This is a genomic window from Mesorhizobium shangrilense, from assembly GCF_040537815.1.
In the GTDB taxonomy this organism is placed as follows: Bacteria; Pseudomonadota; Alphaproteobacteria; order Rhizobiales; family Rhizobiaceae; genus Mesorhizobium; species Mesorhizobium shangrilense.
Genome location: NZ_JBEWSZ010000009.1, coordinates 1 through 22,208, shown reverse-complemented (window position 1 = coordinate 22,208; position 22,208 = coordinate 1). Strand labels below are relative to the sequence as shown.

The following is a 22,208-nucleotide window of genomic DNA, read 5'->3' as shown; positions in this document are numbered from 1 at the left end:
TCAAACCAATCCCCGCTTGGCCATCATCGCGTCCGGCGACGGCATCTTGCCGCGAAACGCGGTGTAGAGCTCTTCAGGGTCCTTCGAACCTCCTGCAGCATAGATGTTCTTGCGCAGCCGCTCGGCCAGCGCCGGGTTGAAGGGGTCGCCGGTTTCCTCGAATGCGGCGAAGGCGTCGGCGTCGAGCACTTCCGACCACATGTAGGAATAGTAGCCGGCCGAATAGCCGTCGCCGGCAAAGACATGGCCGAAATGCGGGGTGCGGTGACGCATCGCGATGGTGTCCGGCATATGCAACGTCTCGAGCGTTTCGGCTTCGAAACGAAGCGGCTCTTCCGGACCATTTGGCCGCGCGTGATAGGCCATGTCGACCAGCGCCGAGGCGGTGAATTCGACGGTGGCGAAGCCGGCACCGAAAGTGCGTGTCGCCAGCATCTTGTCGAGCAGAGCCTTCGGCATCGGCTTGCCGGTCTTCACATGCAGCGCGTGCTTTTCCAGCACGGCCGGCACCGTCAGCCAGTGCTCGTAGAGCTGCGAGGGCAGCTCTACGAAATCGCGGCTGACCGAGGTGCCGGCAACCGAAGGCCAGGTGACGTCAGTCAGCATGCCGTGCAGCGCGTGGCCGAATTCGTGGAACAGCGTCTTTGCTTCATCGACCGACAGCAAGGCCGGCTCGCCGACCGGCGGCTTGGCGAAGTTCATGATGTTGTAGATCACCGGCTTCGAGCCGCGACCCAGCTTGTAGCCGGACTTCAGCGCGCTCATCCAGGCGCCGGAGCGCTTTGACGGCCGTGCGAAATAGTCGGCCAGGAACAGGCCGCGCTCGCTGCCGTCAGCATTCTTCACGACGAACACGCGCGCGTCGGGATGCCAGGCGGCAATGCCCTTCTTCTCCTCGAAGGTGATGCCGAACAGTTTTGTCGCCACGTCGAAGCAGGCATCGATGACACGGTCGAGCTGCAGGTAGGGTTTCAGCTCCGCCTCATCGAAGGCGAATTTCTCGGCGCGCAGCTTCTCCTGGTAGAAGCGCCAGTCCCAAGCGGCGAATTTTTCGTTGCTGCCGGCTTCCGTTGCGAGCCGCTCCAGCTCAACCTGGTCGGCGGCTGCCTTTTCCAACGCCTTTTCCCATACGGGATCGAGCAGCGCATGCACCGCCTTTGGCGTCTTGGCCATGGTGTCGTCGAGCTTCAGCGCGGCGTAGGAGGCGTAGCCCAGCAGCTTCGCCTTCTCGGCGCGCAGGCGCAGCATATCGCTGACAACGGCGATGTTGTCGGTGGCGCCACCGTTCTGGCCGCGCATGGTGAAGGCGCGGAAGGCGATCTCGCGCAGGTCGCGGCGTTCGGAGAAGGTCGAGAACGGCTCGTAGATCGAACGCGACAGGGTGACGGCGTAGCGGCCCTTCTGGCCGCGCATCTCGGCGGCCTCCGCCATCGAGCCTTTCAGGAAATCGGGCAGGCCGGCAAGGTCGGCCTCGTCGAGGAACAGCGCCCAGTCGCGCTCGTCGGCAAGCACGTTCTGGCCGAAATTCGTGCCGAGCGATGACAACTCCTCACTGATCTTCGCCAGCCGCTTCTTGCCGTCGGCGTCGAGCTTGGCGCCGGAGCGGACAAAGCCTTTCCAGGTCTTTTCCAGCACGCGCAGCGTCTCGGCGTCGAGCTCCAGTGTCTCGCGGCGCTGGTAGAGATCGTCGATGCGGGCAAACAGCCTCTCGTTCATCGAGATCGCCGAGAAATGCCTGGACATCCTCGGCGAGATGTCGCGCTCCAGCGCCTGGATCGCCTCGTTGGTGTGGGCGCCGGCGCGGCACCAGAAGATCGACGAGACATGGTCGAGCGCTTCGCCGCCAAGTTCCAGCGCGGCAAGCGTGTTCTCGATGGTCGGCGCCTCGGCATTGCCGGCGATCGCCTCTATCTCGGCGTCATGCGCCTTGAGCGCCGCGTCGAAGACATCGGAGAAATCACCGTCGCCAATGCTGGCGAAATCGGGCAGGCCAAGCGGTCCCTGCCACGCGGTCAACGGATGGGCGGCAAGGTCGAGCGTCTTCGTGGAGGGCATGGACAGACTTTCGCTTATTGGCGGCGAGGGGAGGTTGTGTCGTCACGGATGTAGGGCGCGGGCTTGCGGCGCGCAACATCGCAACCGATCAGGACTTCGTCAGTAGCCGTCGCAGGTCTCGGAGATCGCCGCCTGCGAACTGGCGGTGATGCGGTTGTCGGTCACAGCGAAGGTCTCCTGCATCAGCATATCATTGCTGGGGAAATCGTAGCAGGCAATGACCGTGGTGACGCCACCCTCGCTCTTGGCGATCCGGTGCCGGATCGCGGCGCCCGCGACGGCGCCTTGCCAGTCGTCCATCGAGGCGATGAACTCCTGCTTGCTTTGCACGATGCCGAGATCATCGAGTTTTATGCGCACGTCGTCCGAAAGCAGATCCGAGATTTCGGTACGGTCGGCAACCAGCAAGGCCGCGTACCAGCGGCTGATCAGCGCGCTGTCGTCGGCAAGGGCCGATGTCAGCAAAAACGCAAGCGCTGCCATGGACAATGCGAACGGACGCCAATTTCGCACCATGCTCACCCCCTGGAGCTTGTCCTGCACCGATGGAGCCGAGATGAGCTCCATCTCGCATCTTATCATGATCGAGACTAAATCGCTTCCCGCTTTCTTGGGCGCCAAACTCCAGTTCAGAAACCGTTCTATGCCATCTCCGGCCGCTCGAAATCGCCGGTGTCCTTGTTCATCACCCAAAGTTCGCCGGTCGAGATGTCGAACCATGCTCCATGCAGCGACAGCCGCCCCTTGCCTTCGAGGATCGAGACGCAGGGAAAGGTCCTGAGATTGGCGATCGAATAACGGATCGAGATGCGCTCCAGCGCAGTCTGACGCTCCGTTGCCGTCATGAAGGTGCTGGACGAGACCGTTTCGGCGGCCGGCGCGATCAGGCTCATCCATTTGCCGATGAAGTCGCCGGGCGACAAGGGGGCGGAGGTGGTGTCGAGCGCGGCGCGGATGCCGCCGCAGCGGCCGTGGCCCATGACGACGATGTTCTTGACCTTGAGGCTCTGCACGGCGAATTCCAGCGCCGCCGATGTCGAATGGAACTCGCCGTCCGGCGCGTAGGGCGGCACGAGGTTGCCGACATTGCGCAGCACGAAGAGCTCACCCGGCCCTGCGTCGAAGATCGCCTCGGGGGCCGCGCGCGAGTCGCAGCAGGCGACGATCATCGTCTCCGGCGACTGCCCCTCGCGGGCGAGCTCGCGATAGCGCCCGCTCTCGGTGAGATAGCGGCCGTTCATGAAATTGCGGTAGCCGGCGATGAGATGGTCGGGAAGATGGGGCATGGGCGGCTAAGGCCTTTCCGGGGTTGGAGGCGGCAGCTCGTTGCGGTCGAAAAAGGCTCTAACGGTAAAAGCCTGTCACGAGCAATGCAGAATTGCGGGGGCTGGCCATAAATGCCATGCGCCAAAGCATGACGGGCGCCGACGCTGTCACGCCCAGATGGCGATCGGTATGCCAAAACGGTCGGTGAGCGGCGGGTTGGGAAATGGCGTGGCCTTGCCGCTGGCGATGCGGCCGGCGATCAGCATCATTGCCGCCGCATCGAGAAAATCGTCGGCGGCCGCGCCGCGCGGCGGTGCCTGATCGAGAAAGGCACGGCCATAGCCGTGCCGGCAGAGCAGCGCCTTGCGCTCTTCCATGCCGGCCGGATTGATGGCGCCCTTGATCTTCTTGGGCAGTTGCATGGCCCGGTCGCCATTCAGCCGGCAGAAGGCGACCTCCGGATGGGATTCGAAGACGCTGCCGCGCAACTCCGGCCGCGCGATCAGCAATGCATCGATCTCGCGGATCTTGGAGAAGATGCCGAACGCCTGGATCGAAACGCCGCGTGGCGGATCGGATGTGGTCTTGGCTACGTCGCTTGCCCTGCGGTGGGCTGAATACCAGGCTTCGATCGTGGTGAACTCGTCCGTGTCGGCATAGACGGCGGCGCGTGAGGGGATGGAGAAGACACTGGACTGGCGCTGCCCAAGCAGCGGCCGCACCAGCGCCTCCGGTCCGCGCCCGCCTCTTTGCGAAAACTCCGGCAGGCCGATCGGCATGTCGACGGCGACGACCGCATCGGCGGGAAGTGCCGCAAGCAGTACGGCGAAGGATGCAACGACTTTCGCCACGGGCGCGGCATCCGGATTGCCGATGACGGCGATCCAGCCGGCCTTGCAGCCGTCGACGCCGACAAGCACGCGGTTTTGGACGATCACGCCCGGCGGTCCCGCCCTGGATGCGTGAGGTGGCGAAGCTGCACCATGGCCATCGGATGCGACAGGCTCTGCGCGTCGGTTTCAAGCTGCAATTCGTCACCGCCGCGCTTGGCCGTGCGCGCCAGGATCTCGTAGACCGCGGCCGTGGTCGACTGCAGCGCCTTGACCGCCGGCTGACCGGACAGGGTACGCGCCAGGTAGACCGCCGCCGTCAGGTCGCCCAGTCCATTCGGCGGCTTGTCGATCAGGCGGTGCTCGGCCAGCAGCGCCTGGCTGCCGTTGAGCAGCAGATTGCCGGTGCCGCCCGTCATCATCGACGGCGCCGAGGTGACCAGCATGGTCGACGGTCCGGCGTGGAGCGCGGCCGCAATGGTCGACTTCAGGTCGGGCAGCGGTGCGCCGGCCATCCATTCCAGCTCATAGCGGTTGGGCGTGGCGATATCGGCGATCGGCATCAGCCGGTCGCGCATGGCGGCGGCTGTCGGTTCCGGCACGTAGAGACCGCCCTTGTCGCCCATCACCGGGTCGCAGATGTAGATGGCGTCCGGCGTCCTGGCCTTGATCGCTGAAACCAGCGAGGCGACCGCCTCGGCCTGGCCTGCTTCGCCGAGATAGCCCGACAGCACGGCGCCGACCTCCCCCAGCCACGGCGCGCGCTCGAGATCGGCCATCATCGCCTTGAACTGGTCGAGCGGCGGCACGATGCGCGTTGCCCGGCCGTGGCCCGGATGCCAGGGCAGGATGACCGTCGGCACCGCCCAAACCGGGAAGCCCAGCATTTCCAGCGCAAAGACGGCGGCACGATTGCCGACCGAACCACGCACGACATGGCTGGAGATGACGATGACCGCGCGCGGCGCGTCGGTGTGTTCGGCGCTCATTATGTTCCTTGTCTGCTAATTGCCCCGGATGATGAAAAGCACGAGCCAGATCATCAGGCCAATGGCCAGAAGAAGGCCGAGTGCCCGGCCAACGCGGGTCCCCCAATATTCGATCGGATCCGAGCGGTCGGCATCCGTGGCGGTGACGTGATCGTGCGCGCCCTTCACGGCCCGCGCCATGAACGACGTACCGGACGGATCGGTCTCGCGCGCAATGCGCTCGAGGATCCGGCGCGATTCGTCGTCGTTGTCCTGGCGTCCCGCCATGGTGATGTCCCGTTCGCGATGATCCTAGCGTGTTCGCCCTGCCAATCACAGGGGCTGTGCGCCGGATGGCGCCGTGCCAGGAAATGCTCGCCCTTCAAGCCAGGAAATGCTTTCCGGCAGGGCCAGGAAATGCTTTCCGGCAGGGTCATTTTCTTGCGCGCGGATTGTGGTAATGCTTTGCCTGCAACTTCTGCCGAGGGATCCGATCATGTTTGCCCAGCGCCTTTCCTCACCGTCCAGGCTCCGCGCCTTGCCCGCCTTCGTGATGATGGCCATCGTGCTGCCGTTGCTGGCCGGTTGCGGCTTCAACACCATCCCGACCGCCGAGGAAAATGCCAAGGCAGCGTGGAGCGAGGTGCTGAACCAGTATCAGCGCCGCGCCGACCTGATCCCCAACCTGGTCGAGACGGTCAAGGGCTACGCCACGCACGAGAAGGACACGCTGGATGCCGTGGTCGAAGCCCGCGCCAAGGCGACGCAGATAACGGTGACGCCGGAAACGCTGAAGGATCCGGAAGCTCTCAAGAAGTTCCAGGATGCCCAGGCGGGGCTGACGAGCGCGTTGTCGCGGCTGATCGCGGTGTCGGAGGCCTATCCGGATCTCAAGGCCAACCAGAACTTCCTGGCGCTGCAGGCGCAGCTCGAAGGCACCGAGAACCGTATCGCGGTCGCCCGCCGCGATTACATCCAGGCGGTGAAGGATTACAATCTGACGCTGAGGACCTTCCCCTCGGTGATATGGGCAAGCTTGTGGTTCCGCAGCAACCAGCCCTTCGCGAACTTCACCATCGACGAAGACAAGCTGCAGGTGCCGAAGGTCGACTTCGGAACGACAACGAAGCAGGGCGGCTGATATCCAGGGCCGATTGCCGTGATCTCCCAGGCTGACAAGAGCTGGCACCGCGTTTGCATTCTTGCGGCAGCGCTTCTCGTCGCTCTGCTTCCGCTCAGGCTCTTCGCCGCCGAGCTGCCGGCGCTGACCGGGCGGGTGGTCGACAATGCCGGCATCATCGATGCCGGGACCAAGGCGGCGTTGACGCAGAAGCTCGCGGATTTCGAGACCAAGGGGTCCGACCAGATCGTCGTCGCCACGATTCCCAGCCTCGACGGCGAGGAGATCGAACCCTACGCCAACCGTCTGTTCCGCTTCTGGAAGCTCGGCCAGGCCAAGGAAAACAACGGCGTCCTGCTTCTGGTCGCGCCGAGCGACCACAAGATGCGCATCGAGGTCGGCTATGGCCTCGAAGGCACGCTGACCGACCTGCACACCAAGCTGATCATCGAGAACGACATGGTGCCGGCCTTCCGTGCCGGCGATTTCTCCGGCGGCATCAGCAAGGCCGTCGACGACATGGTCATGGTGCTGAACGGCAATCCCGAAGAGCTCGAGGCGCGCGGCAAGCGCAACGAACACGCTCCGCTCAACACGGATAATCTCTTCTTCGCCGTCTTCATCGGTATCTGGGCGCTGATCTTCTTCGGCGGCCTCGCGGCCTCCGTGCTGCCGCCGATCTTCGGCCAAAAACTCGGGCCGGGCCGCTATCGCTGGCTCGGCATGACGTTCGAACCCGGGCACCGTTCGTCCGGCGGCTGGTCGTCGGGAAGTTCCGGTGGCGGCTGGTCGTCCGGCGGCGGGGGCGGTGGTTTTTCCGGCGGCGGCGGTTCGTCCGGCGGCGGCGGCTCCTCGGGAAGCTGGTGAGATCATGGCGACACGACCGATCAGCCCGCAGGATCATGACCGCATCGCCGCCGCGATCCGTGCCGCGGAGGCCCGGACCGACGGCGAGATCTATTGCGTCGTGGCGCATGCCAGCGACGACTATTTCTATCCGGCAGCCTTCATGGCGACGCTCGGCATGCTCATCGTCAGCCTCGCCGTTGCCTATGGGCTGGAGGCGTGGTGGCTGTCGCTGCGCCTGCCGCATTTTGTCATCGTCCAGCTTCTGGCGCTGGCCTGCGTGGTGTTGCTTTTGTGGGTGGCGCCGGGATTGCGCATTCATCTCGTGCCGAGGCGGCTGCGCTACAAGGCGGCGCACGCCAATGCGCTCAAACAGTTCCTGGCCCGCAACGTCCACCGTACCGCCGCGCGCACCGGTGTTCTGGTGTTCGTCTCTATCGCCGAACGCTATGCCGAAGTGGTCGCCGACAGCGGCATCGATGGCCGTGTTGGCCAGCATGTCTGGGACGGCGCCGTGCGCGACCTGACCGCGCATGCCGGCGACGACCGTCTCGCCGACGGCTTTATCAAGACCATCGAATCCGTGGGCGCCGTGCTGGCCGAGCATTTTCCGGTTACCCCCGGCGATATCAACGAGCTCGACGACCATCTGGTCGAAATCTAGGTCACTCCAACAAGCCAAGACGCGGTCCGGCAGGTGTGAAAGATCGCTTGTGCGAAAGCGTGGCCACGGCCGACGCGGACTCTTGCAATCGGGCGATGCGGGTTTATGGTTAACCAATCATGAACACGTTGACGATCGACATCCGGAAAGCCGAGCCGCGCGATGCACAAGACATCGCCGACGTGCACCAGCAGGCCTGGCAAGGCGCCTATTCCGGCATCATCCCTTACAAGACGCTGACCTCGATGATCAACCGCCGCGGCGCCGATTGGTGGGCGAACGCGATTCGCCGGGCCGCCACCGTGCTGGTCGTCGAAATCGGCGGCAAGATTGCCGGCTACGCTACGATCGGCAAGAACCGCGCCAGGGAGCTCAGGCAGCAGGGCGAGATCTACGAACTTTACATGCGCCCCGAATATCAGGGCATCGGGCTCGGCAGCCGGCTGTTCGCCGCGGCCCGGGCACGGCTTGCCGACCACGGGCTCAAGGGCATGGTGGTGTGGGCGCTGGAAGACAACCAGAACGCACTTGCCTTCTATGCCGGCGCCGGTGGCCGCGATGTCGCCGAGGGCGTCGAGGTCTTCGAACAGAAAGCGCTGAAGAAAGTCGCCTTCGTCTGGGAGTGACCGCCAGCGGATGATCGCGGAAGGCGAAGCCGGTTCGCGGGACGAATCCAACACGAAATCACGACGCTGAAACATCTTGTACTGATGATTGAACACGCCGGGCGACATCGTGTCTCGCCTGACGCCGGCGAACACCATTCGCCGCATTGCGCCATTCCGCGCCGCCCGCTATCGGTCTCCCATCGAGAGAGGGACTAATGCCATGCGCATCGAAGCCATAGCCACTGGAAAGAATCCACCCGAGGACGTCAACGTCATCATCGAGGTGCCGATCGGCGGCGAGCCGATCAAGTACGAGATGGACAAGGAAGCCGGCACGCTGTTCGTCGACCGCTTCCTGCACACATCCATGCGGTATCCCGGCAATTACGGCTTCGTGCCGCATACGCTGTCGGGCGACGGCGACCCGATCGACGTGCTGGTCTGCAACACGCGCGCGCTGGTGCCGGGCTGCGTCATCAATGTCCGGCCGATCGGCGTTCTGGTGATGGAAGACAATGCCGGCCAGGACGAGAAAGTCATCGCGGTGCCTTCGCCAAAGCTGACGCTGCGCTACGAGAACGTCACCGAGTACACGCATCTGCCTGAGATCACGCGCGACCAGGTGCAGCACTTCTTCCAGCACTACAAGGACCTCGAACCCGGCAAATGGGTCAAGATCGAAGGCTGGCACGATTCCGCCTATGCCAAGAAGATGATCGTCGAGGCGATCGAGCGGGCGAAGAAGAACAAGTAGGCCGACGCCCCGGAGCTGCGAACAGTTCCGAACGTAGCGCTGCCCCGCCTGCCGGCACCTTCTCCCCGTCCCTATACGGGGAGAAATGCCCGGCAGGGCAATGAGGGGCGGCGCGGACCGACGATCCTTAGTCAATGCGTTGCATGCGGTCGGTTCAACGCGATGCGCCCTCAGTTATCCACCCGACCGAAAGCCGGCACGTTGCCGATGACGGTGTGGCGGTCCTTGCCGCAGGCGAATGTCCGCGCCTTCTCGTCGGCAAGCTTGCGCGCCTGGTCGTTGGCGTCGGGATTGCCTGTGGCCAATACGAGCCCGACCGTGCAGCCGTCGCGGGCCTCGATCTGGCCGACCTTGGCGACGATCAGGACTTCGGTTTTCTTGTCGGCATTTTCCGGGTCGTTGACCGAGCGGCGATGAATTGCCGCGAAGGGCACCGCGGCGTCGCCATTGGTCTCGATACGCCATTCGACCTTCGGCCCAGCCGAATTGAAACTGGAAAAGCTCTCCCAGACCGAGGTCATATCACTGGGCGAAAAGCCGTAGAACAGCGATTCCCTGCTGTCGTCATAGGCGATGAGCACGGGATAGCCGCGATAGCCGGAGCAGGCGAGGTCGGCCCAGTCGCCGTCGCCCTGTCCGGACTGCGCATAAGTCACGCAGTCCTTCTTCCAGTCGAGATCGGTGTAGGCGCTGGAAATGTCGCCCGCGCGGGCCGCTTGGCATAAGCCAGCGAGGACAAGCGGGATCAGCAGCGCGCGCATGGCGGACAACTCCGTTTCGAGCCGCCGCAGCGTACCGCCAAACGCTATTTCTTCAAGCTCGCTTCGATCAGCAGGTCGGCGTTGCGGGCGACCGACTGCGCGGGGCCGCCGAGGCCAAACAACTGGCCGCTGATATAGGCGCCCTCGATCAACAGCAGCAGACCGTCGCCGAGCGTCTCGGCATCGCCAGCACCCATCGCCGTGGCCATGGCGCGCAGGCGCCGGCGCAATTCCTGCTTGTTGGCCTCGCTGACCACGCGGGCCGGATGGCCGTGTTCTGGATATTCGACGGCCGCGTTGGTCATGCCGCAGCCGCGATATTGCGGCATCTGCGTACGCTTGCCGACACGGGTCAGGAAAGCGATGATCTGGGCACGAGGATTCCCCGGATGGGCGTCCACCGCCTCATCGAAACGGGCCCAGAATTCGAGATCGTACTGCCTGAGATAGGAGGCGGCGAGTTCGTCCTTCGACGGGAAACTGCGATAGAGGCTGGGCTTGGTGACGCCGGCGCGCTTGACGATCTCATCGACGCCGATCGCTCGGATGCCCTCCCGGTAGAACAGGTCACGCGCCACGTCGAGGATCTTTTCGCCGGCCTTCAGCGGGGCAGATCCGTGATCATCCTTGATGGATGGTTCAATATTTTTGTCCGATGGCATTCGGGGACTCGCTTGACAGTGTTACCGATCGGTACGTATACGTGAAGCCAACTGCAACGTACCGGTCAGTAACATGATAGCTCAGTCCCGTCCCTTTGGCCAGCGCTACGCCTTCGTTGTGGTCGCTGTCATCTTCCTTTGCCTGCTCATCGCGGCCGGGCTCCGGTCCGCGCCTGCTGTCATGATGCTGCCGTTGGAGGACAGTTTTGGCTGGCGGCGTGATGTCGTCTCCCTTGCCGCCGGCGTCGGCATCCTGCTCTATGGCCTGACGGGACCATTCGCCGCAGCCCTCATGGAACGTATCGGGCTGCGCCGCACATTGCTTGCTTCGCTGGTTGTGATGTCGGCCTCGACAGCGCTCAGCCTGCTGATGACCAAGCCATGGCATCTGTTCATCACCTGGGGCGTGTTTTCGGGCATAGGCTCGGGCGCGGTCGCCAGCGTGCTCGGCGCCACGATCGTCAATCGCTGGTTCAAGACCAATCGCGGCCTGGTCATGGGGCTGATGTCGGCCTCCAGCGCCACCGGCCTGCTGGTGTTCCTGCCTTTGCTCGCGGCATTGGCGCAGTCGGGCGGCTGGAAGCCGGTTGCCGTCGCCGTGGCTGTCGCCACCGCCTGTCTTATCCCTTTGGTCTGGTTGCTGGTGCCGGAACGGCCGGCGTCCATCGGCATGGTGCGCTATGGCGCGGAGCTCGACGACGTGCCGCCGACGCCGCCGGCCTCGCAAGGCAATTTCCTCGCGCACACGTTAAACACGCTGCGTCGCGCCGCCGGCACTCGGGTGTTCTGGTACCTGTTCGCCACCTTCTTCGTCTGCGGCTTCACCACCAACGGGCTGGTCGGCACGCATCTGATCGCCTTTTGCGGCGACATGGGCATTGGCGAGGTGCAAGCCGCCGGCCTGCTGTCGATGATGGGCATTTTCGACCTGATCGGCACCACGCTGTCGGGCTGGCTCACCGATCGGTTCGACCCGCGCAAGCTGCTCGGCTTCTACTATGCGGTGCGTGGCCTGTCGCTGATCTACCTGCCCTATTCCGGTTTCTCGGCGGTCAGCCTGATCATCTTCGCCGTGCTCTATGGGCTTGACTGGATCGCCACCGTGCCGCCGACGCTCAGGCTGGCCAACGAGGCATTCGGCGACCGCAGCGGTCCCATCGTCTTCGGCTGGATCGTGGCCGGCCATCAGATCGGTGCGGCGTCCGCGGCAGCCTTTGGCGGCACGATGCGCGAACTGCAGGGCAATTACCAGCTTGCCTTCCTCATCGCCGGCATGACGGCAATAGCCGCCGCCTGCATTTCGCTGCTGATCAACACCAGCCGCCCGGCCTTCGATCCTGAACCGCAGGCGGCTTGACGGGAAGGTCGGCGTTCTGCCGGCCTCGAGGCGTTGCAGCGATAGGGATCAAAAATCAGTTCGGGTAGCAAACCATCGGAATGTTCGGCCATACAGCGGTTTCGCAGTTGGCGGCATCCTGCCTTTGCTTGAAGGCGGTGCTGACGGGGCCGGTCACGATCGGATCGACGCCGTCTGGCGCATTGGCATAGACCTGTTGCGCGGAAATCGTGTCTGGCGGCAGAACCGTGCGCGCGTCATTACGCGTTGCGGCGGACTGCGCGGCGTTGACCGCCAGCAGGACGGCAAATGCAGCGGACGCTATGAGTGGCCAGAAACGGGTGAGTTTGTCGGTCATGATGTTCGAACTGTCCGGGCTCCCGAAGGTTCCCGCCTTGGTTAACAAAATCATCTCACACGATGATGCTTAAGATTTGATGAGTATTTGGTGTCTCGCTTCCTCTTTCGCAAATGCGAAAAACCCTGTATGAGCCGCGCAACCGAAAGAAGGCAGCGCCTTTGGCCTGCTGCCTGCAACGCTCCCGAGACCAGAACATGAAAATCCGTAATATCGCGATCATCGCGCACGTCGACCATGGAAAAACAACCCTGGTCGACCAGTTGCTCCGGCAATCCGGCTCCTTCCGCGACAACCAACGCGTCGCCGAACGCGCCATGGATTCCAACGATCTCGAAAAAGAACGCGGCATCACCATCCTGGCCAAGGCGACCTCGGTCGACTGGAAGGACACCCGCATCAACATCGTCGACACGCCCGGCCACGCCGATTTCGGCGGTGAGGTGGAGCGCATCCTTTCGATGGTGGATTCGGCCATCGTGCTGGTCGATGCCGCTGAAGGGCCGATGCCGCAGACCAAGTTCGTCGTCGGCAAGGCGCTGAAGGTTGGCCTGAAGCCGATCGTCGTCATCAACAAGATCGACCGCCCGGACGCCCGCCATGTCGAAGTGGTCAACGAGGTGTTCGACCTGTTCGCGGCGCTCGACGCCACCGACGACCAGCTCGACTTCCCGATCCTCTACGGTTCGGGCCGCGACGGCTGGGTTTCGGAAAATCCGGAAGGCCCCAAGGACCAGCAGCTTGCGCCGCTGTTCGATCTCGTCATCAAGCATGTGCCGGAGCCGACCGTTCATCCCGGCCCGTTCCGCATGATCGGCACCATCCTGGAAGCCAACCCCTTCCTCGGCCGCATCATCACCGGCCGTATCGAATCCGGCACACTGAAGGCCAACCAGGCGGTCAAGGTTCTGCACCATGACGGCACGCAGATCGAAACCGGCCGCATCTCGAAGATCCTCGCTTTCCGTGGCCTCGAGCGCCAGCCGATCGAAGAAGCGCAGGCGGGCGACATCGTCGCCATTGCCGGCCTGTCCAAGGGCACCGTTGCCGACACGTTCTGCGACCTGGCGGTGACCGAGGCGCTGCATGCGCAGCCGATCGACCCGCCGACCGTGACCATGTCCTTCCTCGTCAACGATTCGCCGCTCGCCGGCACCGAGGGCGACAAGGTGACCAGCCGCGTCATCCGCGACCGCCTGCTGCGCGAGGCCGAAGGCAATGTCGCGCTGAAGATCGAGGAATCGCCGGACAAGGATTCGTTCTTCGTCTCCGGCCGCGGCGAATTGCAGCTGGCCGTGCTGATCGAGACGATGCGCCGCGAAGGCTTTGAAATCGCCGTGTCGCGGCCGCGCGTCGTCATGCAGAAGGGCGAGAACGGCGAATTGCTGGAGCCGGTCGAGGAAGTCGTCATCGACGTCGACGAGGAGCATGCCGGCGTCGTCGTGCAGAAGATGTCGGAGCGCAAGGCCGAGATGGTCGAGCTGCGCCCCTCCGGCGGCAACCGCCAGCGCATCGTCTTCCACGCGCCGACGCGTGGCCTGATCGGCTACCAGTCGGAACTGCTGACCGACACGCGCGGCACCGCCGTGATGAACCGGCTCTTCCATGCCTATGAGCCCTACAAGGGCGAATTGCCGGGCCGCACCAACGGCGTGCTGATCTCCAACGAGCAGGGCGAATCTGTCGCCTATGCAATGTGGAACCTGGAAGATCGTGGCCCGATGGTCATCGACCCCGGCGTCAAGGTCTATCAGGGCATGATCATCGGCATCCACTCCAGGGACAACGATCTCGAAGTGAACGTGCTGAAGGGCAAGAAGCTGACCAACATCCGCGCCGCCGGCAAGGATGAAGCGGTGAAGCTGACGCCGCCGATCCGCATGACGCTGGAACGCGCTTTGGCCTGGATCCAGGATGACGAGCTGGTCGAGGTGACGCCGAAGACCATTCGCCTGCGCAAACTCTATCTCGACCCCAATGAGCGCAAGCGCTTCGAGAAGTCGTCGAAGGTGGTCGGCGCGGCGTAATCCTTCAGCTTTCGATAGGTTTGAGAGGGGTGGAGCACCTGGTGCTCCACCCCTTCTTTCATTCAGCCACCGGCCGCCGAGATGATGGCTTGCCGATCGTCTTCGCCAACGAGATCAATGCGGACGGTGGTTCCCTGACGGGCCGGCTTGCGCAAGGCTTTGGCCCCCTCCGGGTCGACGCTCAACAACCGCTTCTCCTCCAGCGCCTGAAGTCGCGAGCGCGATATGGAGAGTTCGCCGGAAAGCAGGCGGTCGAGTCGGAGTGACGTCGACATTTCCAGCCCAAGCCGGAGTTCCAGAACCGCCGCGCTTTCCCGGGTGCCTTCGAGCACTTCCTTGCGCACGGCGACATCCGGAAATTCCTCGACGCGCCCGACCTGGCGTCGCAGCGCTATCACATCGAAGGCGTGACGATACGCCAGGACTGGATCGTTGCTTTCGAGCGCCGCCAGCCGCGCTGGCTCGATGTCGCGGCGGCTGCAGCGTTCGAGGATGCCAAAATTCCAGGAATTGTCGCAGTCGACGCAGCGATAGATCAGCCACGCGTCGATGCGCTTGCCGTTGGCATTGACGCGGAATCTGCCGCTGCAGCGATAGGGCTTCAGGCCGCCGCAACGATTGCAGTTGATGAGAGGTTGAGGCGCGGTGCTGGGGACGATCGTCCAGCGGATACGCAGGTGTCCAGACATGCCGAAAAGTCCTTCCCGTTGGGAAGTTCTTCAGGCCGGCGATGTCGAGATGCCCATGCGGGCACGGCGTGGCGAAGAGGCTGCGGCAATGGAAAGTCAGGCGTCGCAATGCGCGCGACAGCGGTTCAGCAGTGCCAAACCGGTCTCGAACCGCCGCCTGAGGAACACATGAAATAAAGCAGACGCCGCCAATTCGACGCCTTGCGGTGTACCAGGGGAGTTGACGAGACCGGCGGTTACTGAGGCAAAGTGAAGCTCGAAATGGATGTCGGGGCGGCTTCTCTAGCGGCGAGGTGGCAGACGGGCAAGAGCCTGTTCGACCGACACGACGGCATATGGGCTCGATTTTTCGGACGTCGGCGCCGCCCCTCATCCGCCTGCCGGCACCTTCTCCCCGTATAGTGACGGGGAGAAGAGGGCTGGCCGCGGCCTCGTCGCTTATTCAGCAACGTCGATAATTTGGCCAAATCATTCGCGACGGCGCTTTTTCTCCCCGTCACTATACGGGGAGAAATGCCCGGCAGGGCAATGAGGGGCAGCGCTAACCAACGCGATTGTGCTGTCTTTGCCAATGTCGCTGCTGCTGCTTAGTATGGCCGTCAACCCCAAAGTCGGGATCCTCGCCATGCATCTCACCTCGCTCTTGATCTTCGCCGCCGCGCTGTTCGTCGCGGCCGGCTCGCCCGGCCCGTCGATCGCGGCGCTCGTGGCACGCGTCATCTCCAAGGGGTTTCGCGACGTGTTCCCGTTCCTGCTCGCCATGTGGATCGGCGAGGGTATCTGGCTGTCGCTGGCGGTGTTCGGGCTGGCTGTCGTGGCGCAGACCTTCCATTTCGCCTTCGTCGTCGTGAAATGGGTTGGCGTCGCCTATCTCGCCTATCTGGCCTGGAAGATGTGGACGGCGCCTGTTGAAGCCGGGGAAGGCGAGATGCCGCGTGAAGATTCGCCGGCTAAACTGTTCTTCGCCGGCATGGCGGTGACGCTCGGCAATCCCAAGATCATGATGTTCTACCTGGCGCTGCTTCCGACCATCATCGACCTCGCCTCGGTGACGGTGGTCGGCTGGGTCGAGCTGACGCTGACAATGGCCGTGGTCCTCATCGCCATCGATCTCGCCTGGGTGCTTGCCGCATCCCAGGCGCGAAGACTGCTGAAGAGCAAGCGGGCGATGAAGATCGCCAACCGCGTCAGTGCCACCACGATGGCCGGTGCCGCGGCGGCGATCGCGGCACGGTCCTGACCTGGCGCCTCAGCCCATCATATTGATGATGGGCGCAATCTCGACGCTGCAGTTGGGCATGGCCAGCATCGGGCAATCCTTTGCCTTTCTGGCGGCATCATCGATGTCCTTCGCCTCGATGATCGAATAGCCGCCAGTCGGGTTGCTGCCGCCATTGTTCTCGACCTTGCCGCCGGGAAGCACGGTCTTCGACATGCCGACCGGATTGCCGCCGTCGACCACGGCCGCGCCAAGCTTTCCAAACCAGCCTGTCCAGGCATCTGTTGCCGCTTTTCGCTCAGCTTCGGTCGCGGGCATCTTGCCGGAGCCATGATACACGTAGAGAAACTTCGCCATGTTCTCCTCCTTGATCAGCGGCGTCGAACCGGGCATGCGGTCACGCCGCGCTGTGATCATCGGACCAAACCGGCAAACAAGCAATAAATATGCGAATCGCCTAATATTCCATGGGATTGCGGCAACCGGGACCCGTCACCGCGCCATGGCGTGGTATTCGTCGTTCGGCCGCATATCTATGGCGGCTGCCACCCGGTTCGACATGTTGAAGAAGGCGGCGGTCGACGCGATGTCCCAGATATCGCGATCGGTGAAGCCGGCTTCGCGAAGCGCGGCCCGGTCAGCCTCGACGATCTTTGCCGGCTCTTCGGTCAGCTTGACGGCGAATTCGAGCATTGCGGTCTGCCTGGGCGAAAGGTCGGCGGCGCGGAAATTCATCACCATCATCTCGCCGAGCGCCGGGGCCCCGGACAGCTGACGCACCGCCGCGCCATGCGCGGTTAGGCAATAGTAACAGTGGTTGATCGAGGAGACGGCGACCGCGATCATTTCGCGCTCCAGTTTGGACAGGCCGGATTCGCCCAGCATCAGGTCGTTGTACATGTCGGTGAAGGCGCGCAGTTTCTTCTCGTCGAAGGCATAGGCGCGCAGCACATTTGGAACGAGGCCGAGCTTCTCCTCGCATTTGGCGAAATAGGCTTTTGTGGCTTCGCTGAGCTCGACGGTGCCGAGGTCAAGCGCGGTGATTCTGCCGGTCATGGAGCGTTTCTCCTCATTCTCTGGGCGATTTTCCGATGAATTCCGATATTTGTTCGCAAGCCGTCAAACCTTTGTCGCCAAATACGGGTCATCTGCTACGATAGTCGTAAAAGCATGTGACGGGAGGAAATTGGCATCATGGCAAGCCTGAAAACCGCTGGTGGTCCAAAAAAGACGAGCGGGACCAAGGGAAGCGGGACAAGCGGGGCTGCTGCGAAGGCGAGCGAAAAGCCCGGCAGGCTGGCGGATTACCTGCTTGCCCGAGCCCCGGCGGAAGATGTCGCCGCCTATGATGTCGCCGATCTCGAGCGCGCCGCCGACCTCGCCGGCCGCGCCGTCGCCCGGCACAAGAAGGGTGATTGCGTCGTCGCCATAGATGTTGATTCGGGTGTCGTCCGGCAGGGCCGGCCGATGACCATCATCACCGTCGTCAACGACAACATGCCGTTCCTGTTCGATTCCATCCTCGGCGAAATCACCGAGAGCGCCGGTGAGCCGCTGCTGGTCACCCATCCGGTCATCGTCGTGAAGCACGGCAAGGCCGGCGTCGACGAAATTCTCGGCGATGGCGGCTTCGCCAAGGGCGATCACAACCATGACCGGCTGAGCGTCGTCCACGTCCATATCGGCCGTCTCTCCGCCGAGCAGGCGGAGGCGCTGGCCGCGCGGCTGAAGAAGATCCTGTCGCAGGTGCGCGCCGCCGTCACCGACTGGAAACCGATGCTGGCCCGTCTCGACCAGGCGATCTCGGAATTCCGCTATGCGCCGGTGCCGCTCGACAAGGCCCATGTCACCGAGGCGATCGCCTTCCTCGAATGGCTGCGCGATGACAATTTCACCTTCCTCGGCATGCGCGAGTTCAAGTACACCGGCGGCGAGAAGAGCGGCACGCTGGAACGCGCCGACAAGGCCGGCCTCGGCATCCTGACCGATCCCGATGTGCTGGTGCTGAGGCGTGGCACCGAAGCGGTGACGACGACGCCGGAAATCCGCGCCTTCCTGCACGGGCCGGAACCGCTGATCGTCACCAAGGCCAATGCCAAGTCGGCGGTGCATCGCCGCATCTATCTCGACTATATCGGCGTCAAGACCTACACCGCCAAGGGCGCGCTTTCGGGCGAGCTGCGCATCGTCGGCCTGTTCACCTCGACCGCCTACACGCGCTCGGTGATGAAGATCCCCTATCTGCGCTCGAAGGCCGAGACCATCATCGCCAAATCCGGCTTCAATCCCGGCGACCATTCCGGCAAGGCACTGATCAACGTGCTGGAAAGCTATCCGCGTGACGAGCTGTTCCAGGTACCGGTGCCGATCCTGCGGAAACACGCCGAAGCCATTCTGGGACTGATCGAACGGCCGCGTGTGCGCGCGCTGGTGCGTGCCGACCAGTTCGATCGCTTCGTCTCGATCCTCGTCTTCGTGCCGCGCGACCGCTACGACAGCGTCGTGCGCGAGAAGGTAGGCACGTACCTCAAGACCGTATTCGAAGGCCGGCTGTCGGCCTACTATCCGGCTTTCCCGGAAGGCGGGCTGGCGCGCGTCCATTTCATCATCGGCCGCTCCGGCGGCAAGACGCCCAAGGTCGAGCAAGCGGCGATCGAGGCGGCGATCCGCGACATCGTGCGGACCTGGGACGATGCGCTGCGCGAAACCGCGGCCGAAACCGGCGCCGATGCCGCGCTTACCGCCATCGCCTCACGCTTTTCGGAGAGCTATCGCGACAGTTTCTCGCCGACCGTGGCGCTGGTCGATGCCGGGCGCATCGCCAGGATCAGCGCGGCCAATCCGATCGCCATCGACTATTATCGCCATGCCCACCAGAAGCCGCAGCAGGCGGCGCTGAAAATCTATCATCATGGCGCACCGGTGGCGTTGTCGCGGCGCGTCCCGGTGCTGGAAAACATCGGCTTCCGGGTCATCAGCGAGCGCACTTTCGAGATCGGCGACGACCAGTCCGGCATGGTCTTCATCCACGACATGGAGCTGGAGAACCGCTACGGCAAGCCGATCGACCTTGCCGATGGCGGCGCGCTGTTCGAGGATGCTTTCCTGTCGGTGTGGCGCGGCGACGTCGACAATGACGGCTATAGCGGCCTTGCCCAGACCGCCGGCCTGTGGTCGAGCGAGATCACCGTCCTGCGCGCCTATGGCCGCTATCTGCAGCAGGTCGGCATCCCGCAAAGCCAGGATTTTATCGCCGCCGCACTCAACCGCTACCCCGACATCGCGCGCGGTCTGCATGCGCTGTTCATCGCCCGGCTCGGCCCGACAGCGGAGGGCGAAGGCGTGGTCGCGGCAAAGCATCTCAAGGCCAAGATCAAGGACGCGCTGGAGGAGGTGCCGAACATCGATGACGACACCATCATCCGCCGTTACCTCAACCTGATCGAAGCCTCGCTGCGCACCAATCATTTCGTTGCCGATACGAAAGAGAAAGGCCAGTCGCTGGCGATCAAGCTCGATTCGCATGCGGTCGAGGGATTGCCAGCGCCGCGGCCGTGGCGCGAGATCTTCGTCTATGGTTCCGAGGTCGAGGGCCTGCATCTGCGCTTCGGCCCGGTGGCGCGTGGCGGCCTGCGCTGGTCGGATCGCGCACAGGACTACCGCACCGAGGTGCTGGGCCTGGTCAAGGCGCAACAGGTCAAGAACGCCGTCATCGTACCGGTCGGCGCCAAGGGCGGTTTCTTCCCCAAGCGCCTGCCGGCGGGCGGCAGTCGCGACGCGATCTTCGAGGCCGGCACATCGGCCTACAAGAACTTTGTCTCCAGCCTTTTGTCGATCACCGACAATATCGGTCTCGACGGTGTCATCCCGCCTGCCGGCGTCATCAGGCGCGACCCTGACGATCCCTATTTCGTCGTCGCCGCCGACAAGGGCACGGCGACCTTCTCTGATACCGCCAACGCCATTTCCGAGCAGCATGGCTTCTGGCTCGACGATGCCTTCGCCAGCGGCGGCTCGGCCGGCTATGACCACAAGAAGATGGGCATCACCGCCAAGGGTGCCTGGGAAGCGGTCAAGCGGCATTTTCGCGAGATGAACCGGGACATCCAGACTTCGCCCTTCACCGTGGTCGGGGTGGGTGACATGTCGGGCGACGTGTTCGGCAACGGCATGCTTCTGTCGCCGAAGACCCGGCTGATCGCCGCCTTCGATCATCGCGACATCTTCATCGATCCCGATCCGGACATGGCGGCGTCGATGGCCGAACGCGAGCGCATGTTCGCCCTGCCGCGTTCGAGCTGGCAGGACTACGACAAGACCAAACTGTCGGAAGGCGGCATCATCGTCTCGCGCAACCAGAAGTCGATCACCTTGCCGGCGGCAGCGGCGGCGGCGATCGGGCTCAGCAAGACGACCGCCACGCCGGTCGAGATCATGACCGCCATCCTCAAGGCACCGGTCGACCTTCTGTGGTTCGGCGGCATCGGCACGTACCTCAGGGCATCGACCGAAACCAACGCCGAGGTCGGCGACCGCGCCAACGACGCCATCCGCATCACGGCGCTCGACGTGCGCGCCAAGGTGATCGGGGAGGGCGCCAATCTCGGCGTCACCCAGCGGGCGCGCATCGAGTTCGGCATGAATGGCGGGCGCTGCAATTCCGACGCCATCGACAATTCGGGCGGCGTCAATTGCTCCGACGTCGAGGTCAACATCAAGATCGCGCTGGCGTCCGCCATGCGCAATGGATCGCTGACACGGCCGGCGCGCAACAAGCTGCTGGCCGAAATGACCGGGGAGGTCGGCGCCCTGGTGCTGTCCAACAATTACGAGCAGACGCTGGCGCTCTCCATCGCCCGCAAGCGCGGGCTTGCCGACATCGCGCACCAGAGCCGGTTCATGACGGCGCTGGAGGCGCGCGGCCTGCTCGACCGTGCCGTGGAAACGCTGCCGTCGCCGGCAGCCCTTGCCGAGCGCGAAGCGCGCGGCGAGCCGCTGACCCGGGCCGAGCTCGGCGTGCTGCTCGCCTATGCCAAGATCGTGCTGTTTTCCGACATCGTTGCCAGCGACGTGCCGGACGAGCCGCATTTCGACCGCGACTTGATGGGCTATTTTCCCGACCGCATGGCGAAGAAATACGCCGCCGAAATCCGTGGCCACCGGCTGCGCCGCGAGATCATCGCCCGCGTCGTCGCCAACGATCTGGTCAATCGCGGCGGTCCATCCTTCGTCAACCGGTTGCAGGAAGCGACCGGCCGCACCGCCGCCGACGTGGTCAGCACCTTCGCCGTGGTGCGTGACGGTTTTGCCTTGCCGGCGCTCTATCGCGAGATCGACGGGCTCGACAACCAGATCGACGGGCAGGTGCAGCTCGACCTCTACCAGGCGGTCAGCCGGCTGATCTATGTGACCAGCGGCTGGTACCTGAAGAACGATGCGGGCACGGTGCCATTGGCCCAGCGCATCGCCGAGTTGCAGGACGCGCGCAAGGCGCTGGAGCCCAAGCTCGTCTCATTGCTGCCGGCCTTCTCGCGCGAGCGGATCGAGGAGAAGCGGCACGGGCTGTTCAAGGCCGGCGCGCCGGAAAAACTGGCCGAGCAACTGGCACTGAGCGAGGTGGCGGAACTTATTCCCGACATCGCACTGACGGCACGCGCGGCAGGCGCCGACATCGTCGCGGCGGCCAAGGCGTTCTTCGCCGTCAGTGACGCCTTCCGCATCCCTCGCGTCGAGGACGCGGCGCGCTCGATCACGCCGTCGGATTACTACGACCAGCTCGCGCTGTCCCGCGCCACCGACACGATCGGCGCTGCCCGGCGCGGCATTGCCGTGGCCGCGCTGACCGGTCACGCCAGTGCAGCGGACCCGGTGGCGGCGTGGCTGGAAGCAGGCGGCGAGCGCGTGGCGCGCATCCGCGAGCGGCTGCAGGCGCTGACCGAGGGCGGCGATATCACCGTGTCACGGCTATCGGTGGCGTCCGGGCTGATGAGCGATCTGACGGGGATGTGAGGCCTTGCAAGCTTAGGTTCCTCGCCCCGCTAAACG

21 protein-coding genes are annotated in these 22,208 nt (G+C 63.9%); 9 read left to right on the top strand and 12 right to left on the bottom strand.

Annotated features, from left to right (window positions below; all coding sequences use genetic code 11):
- The 6 genes from ABVQ20_RS35890 to ABVQ20_RS35865 all read right to left on the bottom strand — a co-directional run bounded on the left by ABVQ20_RS35890 (position 1) and on the right by ABVQ20_RS35865 (position 5,407).
- Positions 1 to 2,055, bottom strand: coding sequence for a M3 family metallopeptidase (locus tag ABVQ20_RS35890; RefSeq protein ID WP_354464560.1), 2,055 nt, complete (start codon positions 2,053 to 2,055; stop codon positions 1 to 3).
- A gap of 99 nt (positions 2,056 to 2,154) precedes the next feature.
- Positions 2,155 to 2,538, bottom strand: a complete 384-nt coding sequence (locus tag ABVQ20_RS35885) for a nuclear transport factor 2 family protein (protein ID WP_435528490.1) — start codon at positions 2,536 to 2,538, stop codon at positions 2,155 to 2,157.
- A 158-nt stretch (positions 2,539 to 2,696) separates the two neighbouring features.
- Positions 2,697 to 3,341, bottom strand: coding sequence for a carbonic anhydrase (locus ABVQ20_RS35880; protein ID WP_354464559.1), 645 nt, complete (start codon positions 3,339 to 3,341; stop codon positions 2,697 to 2,699).
- Between the two features lie 147 nt (positions 3,342 to 3,488).
- Complete coding sequence (locus ABVQ20_RS35875) at positions 3,489 to 4,259, bottom strand: DUF429 domain-containing protein (RefSeq protein WP_354464558.1); 771 nt, start codon at positions 4,257 to 4,259, stop codon at positions 3,489 to 3,491.
- On the bottom strand, positions 4,256 to 5,140 hold the full coding sequence (gene pdxY / locus ABVQ20_RS35870) for a pyridoxal kinase PdxY (RefSeq protein ID WP_354464557.1): 885 nt from the start codon (positions 5,138 to 5,140) through the stop codon (positions 4,256 to 4,258). The genes ABVQ20_RS35875 and pdxY overlap by 4 nt, the downstream gene beginning before the upstream one ends.
- 15 nt (positions 5,141 to 5,155) lie before the next feature.
- Positions 5,156 to 5,407 carry a hypothetical protein gene (locus tag ABVQ20_RS35865; protein ID WP_354464556.1) on the bottom strand — a complete coding sequence of 84 codons (252 nt, stop codon included), beginning with the start codon at positions 5,405 to 5,407 and terminating at the stop codon, positions 5,156 to 5,158.
- Between the two features lie 208 nt (positions 5,408 to 5,615).
- Between ABVQ20_RS35865 and ABVQ20_RS35860 the strand changes: the two genes are divergently transcribed.
- From ABVQ20_RS35860 to ppa, 5 genes are all read left to right on the top strand, one after another.
- Positions 5,616 to 6,260 carry a LemA family protein gene (locus ABVQ20_RS35860; protein ID WP_354464555.1) on the top strand — a complete coding sequence of 215 codons (645 nt, stop codon included), beginning with the start codon at positions 5,616 to 5,618 and terminating at the stop codon, positions 6,258 to 6,260.
- A gap of 21 nt (positions 6,261 to 6,281) precedes the next feature.
- Complete coding sequence (locus ABVQ20_RS35855; protein WP_435528489.1) at positions 6,282 to 7,106, top strand: TPM domain-containing protein; 825 nt, start codon at positions 6,282 to 6,284, stop codon at positions 7,104 to 7,106.
- A gap of 4 nt (positions 7,107 to 7,110) precedes the next feature.
- Entirely contained in the window at positions 7,111 to 7,749 is a 639-nt protein-coding gene (locus ABVQ20_RS35850; protein ID WP_354464554.1) for a TPM domain-containing protein, read from the top strand.
- 119 nt (positions 7,750 to 7,868) lie between these two features.
- Positions 7,869 to 8,375 carry a GNAT family N-acetyltransferase gene (locus tag ABVQ20_RS35845; RefSeq protein WP_354464553.1) on the top strand — a complete coding sequence of 169 codons (507 nt, stop codon included), beginning with the start codon at positions 7,869 to 7,871 and terminating at the stop codon, positions 8,373 to 8,375.
- Between the two features lie 202 nt (positions 8,376 to 8,577).
- Complete coding sequence (gene ppa, locus ABVQ20_RS35840; protein WP_354464552.1) at positions 8,578 to 9,111, top strand: inorganic diphosphatase; 534 nt, start codon at positions 8,578 to 8,580, stop codon at positions 9,109 to 9,111.
- Positions 9,112 to 9,281: 170 nt separating this feature from the next.
- On the opposite strand, the gene ABVQ20_RS35835 is transcribed toward ppa, so the two are convergent.
- Complete coding sequence (locus ABVQ20_RS35835; protein ID WP_354464551.1) at positions 9,282 to 9,872, bottom strand: hypothetical protein; 591 nt, start codon at positions 9,870 to 9,872, stop codon at positions 9,282 to 9,284.
- A 44-nt stretch (positions 9,873 to 9,916) separates the two neighbouring features.
- The gene (locus ABVQ20_RS35830) at positions 9,917 to 10,534 is read right to left on the bottom strand and encodes a TetR/AcrR family transcriptional regulator (protein WP_354464550.1); all 618 of its coding nucleotides are present in this window, start codon (positions 10,532 to 10,534) and stop codon (positions 9,917 to 9,919) included.
- Positions 10,535 to 10,607: 73 nt separating this feature from the next.
- Here ABVQ20_RS35830 and ABVQ20_RS35825 point away from each other — a divergent pair, with 73 nt between their 5' ends.
- Positions 10,608 to 11,891, top strand: coding sequence for an MFS transporter (locus ABVQ20_RS35825; protein WP_354464549.1), 1,284 nt, complete (start codon positions 10,608 to 10,610; stop codon positions 11,889 to 11,891).
- Positions 11,892 to 11,946: 55 nt separating this feature from the next.
- Here ABVQ20_RS35825 and ABVQ20_RS35820 read toward each other — a convergent pair whose 3' ends face one another.
- Positions 11,947 to 12,228 (bottom strand): hypothetical protein, encoded by a 282-nt coding sequence (locus ABVQ20_RS35820; protein WP_354464548.1) that lies wholly within the window; start codon positions 12,226 to 12,228, stop codon positions 11,947 to 11,949.
- A gap of 197 nt (positions 12,229 to 12,425) precedes the next feature.
- Here ABVQ20_RS35820 and typA point away from each other — a divergent pair, with 197 nt between their 5' ends.
- Complete coding sequence (gene typA / locus ABVQ20_RS35815; protein ID WP_354464547.1) at positions 12,426 to 14,255, top strand: translational GTPase TypA; 1,830 nt, start codon at positions 12,426 to 12,428, stop codon at positions 14,253 to 14,255.
- A 62-nt stretch (positions 14,256 to 14,317) separates the two neighbouring features.
- Here typA and ABVQ20_RS35810 read toward each other — a convergent pair whose 3' ends face one another.
- Positions 14,318 to 14,944 (bottom strand): DUF1062 domain-containing protein, encoded by a 627-nt coding sequence (locus tag ABVQ20_RS35810; RefSeq protein ID WP_354464546.1) that lies wholly within the window; start codon positions 14,942 to 14,944, stop codon positions 14,318 to 14,320.
- A 625-nt stretch (positions 14,945 to 15,569) separates the two neighbouring features.
- On the opposite strand from ABVQ20_RS35810, the gene ABVQ20_RS35805 reads away from it, so the two are divergent.
- Entirely contained in the window at positions 15,570 to 16,184 is a 615-nt protein-coding gene (locus ABVQ20_RS35805) for a LysE family translocator (RefSeq protein WP_354464545.1), read from the top strand.
- A gap of 9 nt (positions 16,185 to 16,193) precedes the next feature.
- On the opposite strand, the gene ABVQ20_RS35800 is transcribed toward ABVQ20_RS35805, so the two are convergent.
- Positions 16,194 to 16,520, bottom strand: coding sequence for a YciI family protein (locus ABVQ20_RS35800; RefSeq protein ID WP_354464665.1), 327 nt, complete (start codon positions 16,518 to 16,520; stop codon positions 16,194 to 16,196).
- Positions 16,521 to 16,655: 135 nt separating this feature from the next.
- Positions 16,656 to 17,219 carry a peroxidase-related enzyme gene (locus tag ABVQ20_RS35795; RefSeq protein ID WP_354464544.1) on the bottom strand — a complete coding sequence of 188 codons (564 nt, stop codon included), beginning with the start codon at positions 17,217 to 17,219 and terminating at the stop codon, positions 16,656 to 16,658.
- A gap of 138 nt (positions 17,220 to 17,357) precedes the next feature.
- Here ABVQ20_RS35795 and ABVQ20_RS35790 point away from each other — a divergent pair, with 138 nt between their 5' ends.
- Positions 17,358 to 22,172: an NAD-glutamate dehydrogenase gene (locus ABVQ20_RS35790; protein ID WP_354464543.1), complete on the top strand. Its 4,815-nt coding sequence runs from the start codon at positions 17,358 to 17,360 to the stop codon at positions 22,170 to 22,172.
- Positions 22,173 to 22,208: the final 36 nt, after the last annotated feature.

Coding starts and splice junctions, on each gene's coding strand:
- ABVQ20_RS35790 (WP_354464543.1), top strand. CDS start 17,358: ATGGCAAGCCTGAAAACCGCTGGTGGTCCAAAAAAGACGAGCGGGACC.
- ppa (WP_354464552.1), top strand. CDS start 8,578: ATGCGCATCGAAGCCATAGCCACTGGAAAGAATCCACCCGAGGACGTC.
- ABVQ20_RS35845 (WP_354464553.1), top strand. CDS start 7,869: ATGAACACGTTGACGATCGACATCCGGAAAGCCGAGCCGCGCGATGCA.
- typA (WP_354464547.1), top strand. CDS start 12,426: ATGAAAATCCGTAATATCGCGATCATCGCGCACGTCGACCATGGAAAA.
- ABVQ20_RS35850 (WP_354464554.1), top strand. CDS start 7,111: ATGGCGACACGACCGATCAGCCCGCAGGATCATGACCGCATCGCCGCC.
- ABVQ20_RS35835 (WP_354464551.1), bottom strand. CDS start 9,872: ATGCGCGCGCTGCTGATCCCGCTTGTCCTCGCTGGCTTATGCCAAGCG.
- pdxY (WP_354464557.1), bottom strand. CDS start 5,140: ATGAGCGCCGAACACACCGACGCGCCGCGCGCGGTCATCGTCATCTCC.
- ABVQ20_RS35825 (WP_354464549.1), top strand. CDS start 10,608: ATGATAGCTCAGTCCCGTCCCTTTGGCCAGCGCTACGCCTTCGTTGTG.
- ABVQ20_RS35800 (WP_354464665.1), bottom strand. CDS start 16,520: ATGGCGAAGTTTCTCTACGTGTATCATGGCTCCGGCAAGATGCCCGCG.
- ABVQ20_RS35860 (WP_354464555.1), top strand. CDS start 5,616: ATGTTTGCCCAGCGCCTTTCCTCACCGTCCAGGCTCCGCGCCTTGCCC.
- ABVQ20_RS35885 (WP_435528490.1), bottom strand. CDS start 2,538: ATGGCAGCGCTTGCGTTTTTGCTGACATCGGCCCTTGCCGACGACAGC.
- ABVQ20_RS35865 (WP_354464556.1), bottom strand. CDS start 5,407: ATGGCGGGACGCCAGGACAACGACGACGAATCGCGCCGGATCCTCGAG.
- ABVQ20_RS35795 (WP_354464544.1), bottom strand. CDS start 17,219: ATGACCGGCAGAATCACCGCGCTTGACCTCGGCACCGTCGAGCTCAGC.
- ABVQ20_RS35880 (WP_354464559.1), bottom strand. CDS start 3,341: ATGCCCCATCTTCCCGACCATCTCATCGCCGGCTACCGCAATTTCATG.
- ABVQ20_RS35805 (WP_354464545.1), top strand. CDS start 15,570: ATGCATCTCACCTCGCTCTTGATCTTCGCCGCCGCGCTGTTCGTCGCG.
- ABVQ20_RS35890 (WP_354464560.1), bottom strand. CDS start 2,055: ATGCCCTCCACGAAGACGCTCGACCTTGCCGCCCATCCGTTGACCGCG.
- ABVQ20_RS35820 (WP_354464548.1), bottom strand. CDS start 12,228: ATGACCGACAAACTCACCCGTTTCTGGCCACTCATAGCGTCCGCTGCA.
- ABVQ20_RS35830 (WP_354464550.1), bottom strand. CDS start 10,534: ATGCCATCGGACAAAAATATTGAACCATCCATCAAGGATGATCACGGA.
- ABVQ20_RS35810 (WP_354464546.1), bottom strand. CDS start 14,944: ATGTCTGGACACCTGCGTATCCGCTGGACGATCGTCCCCAGCACCGCG.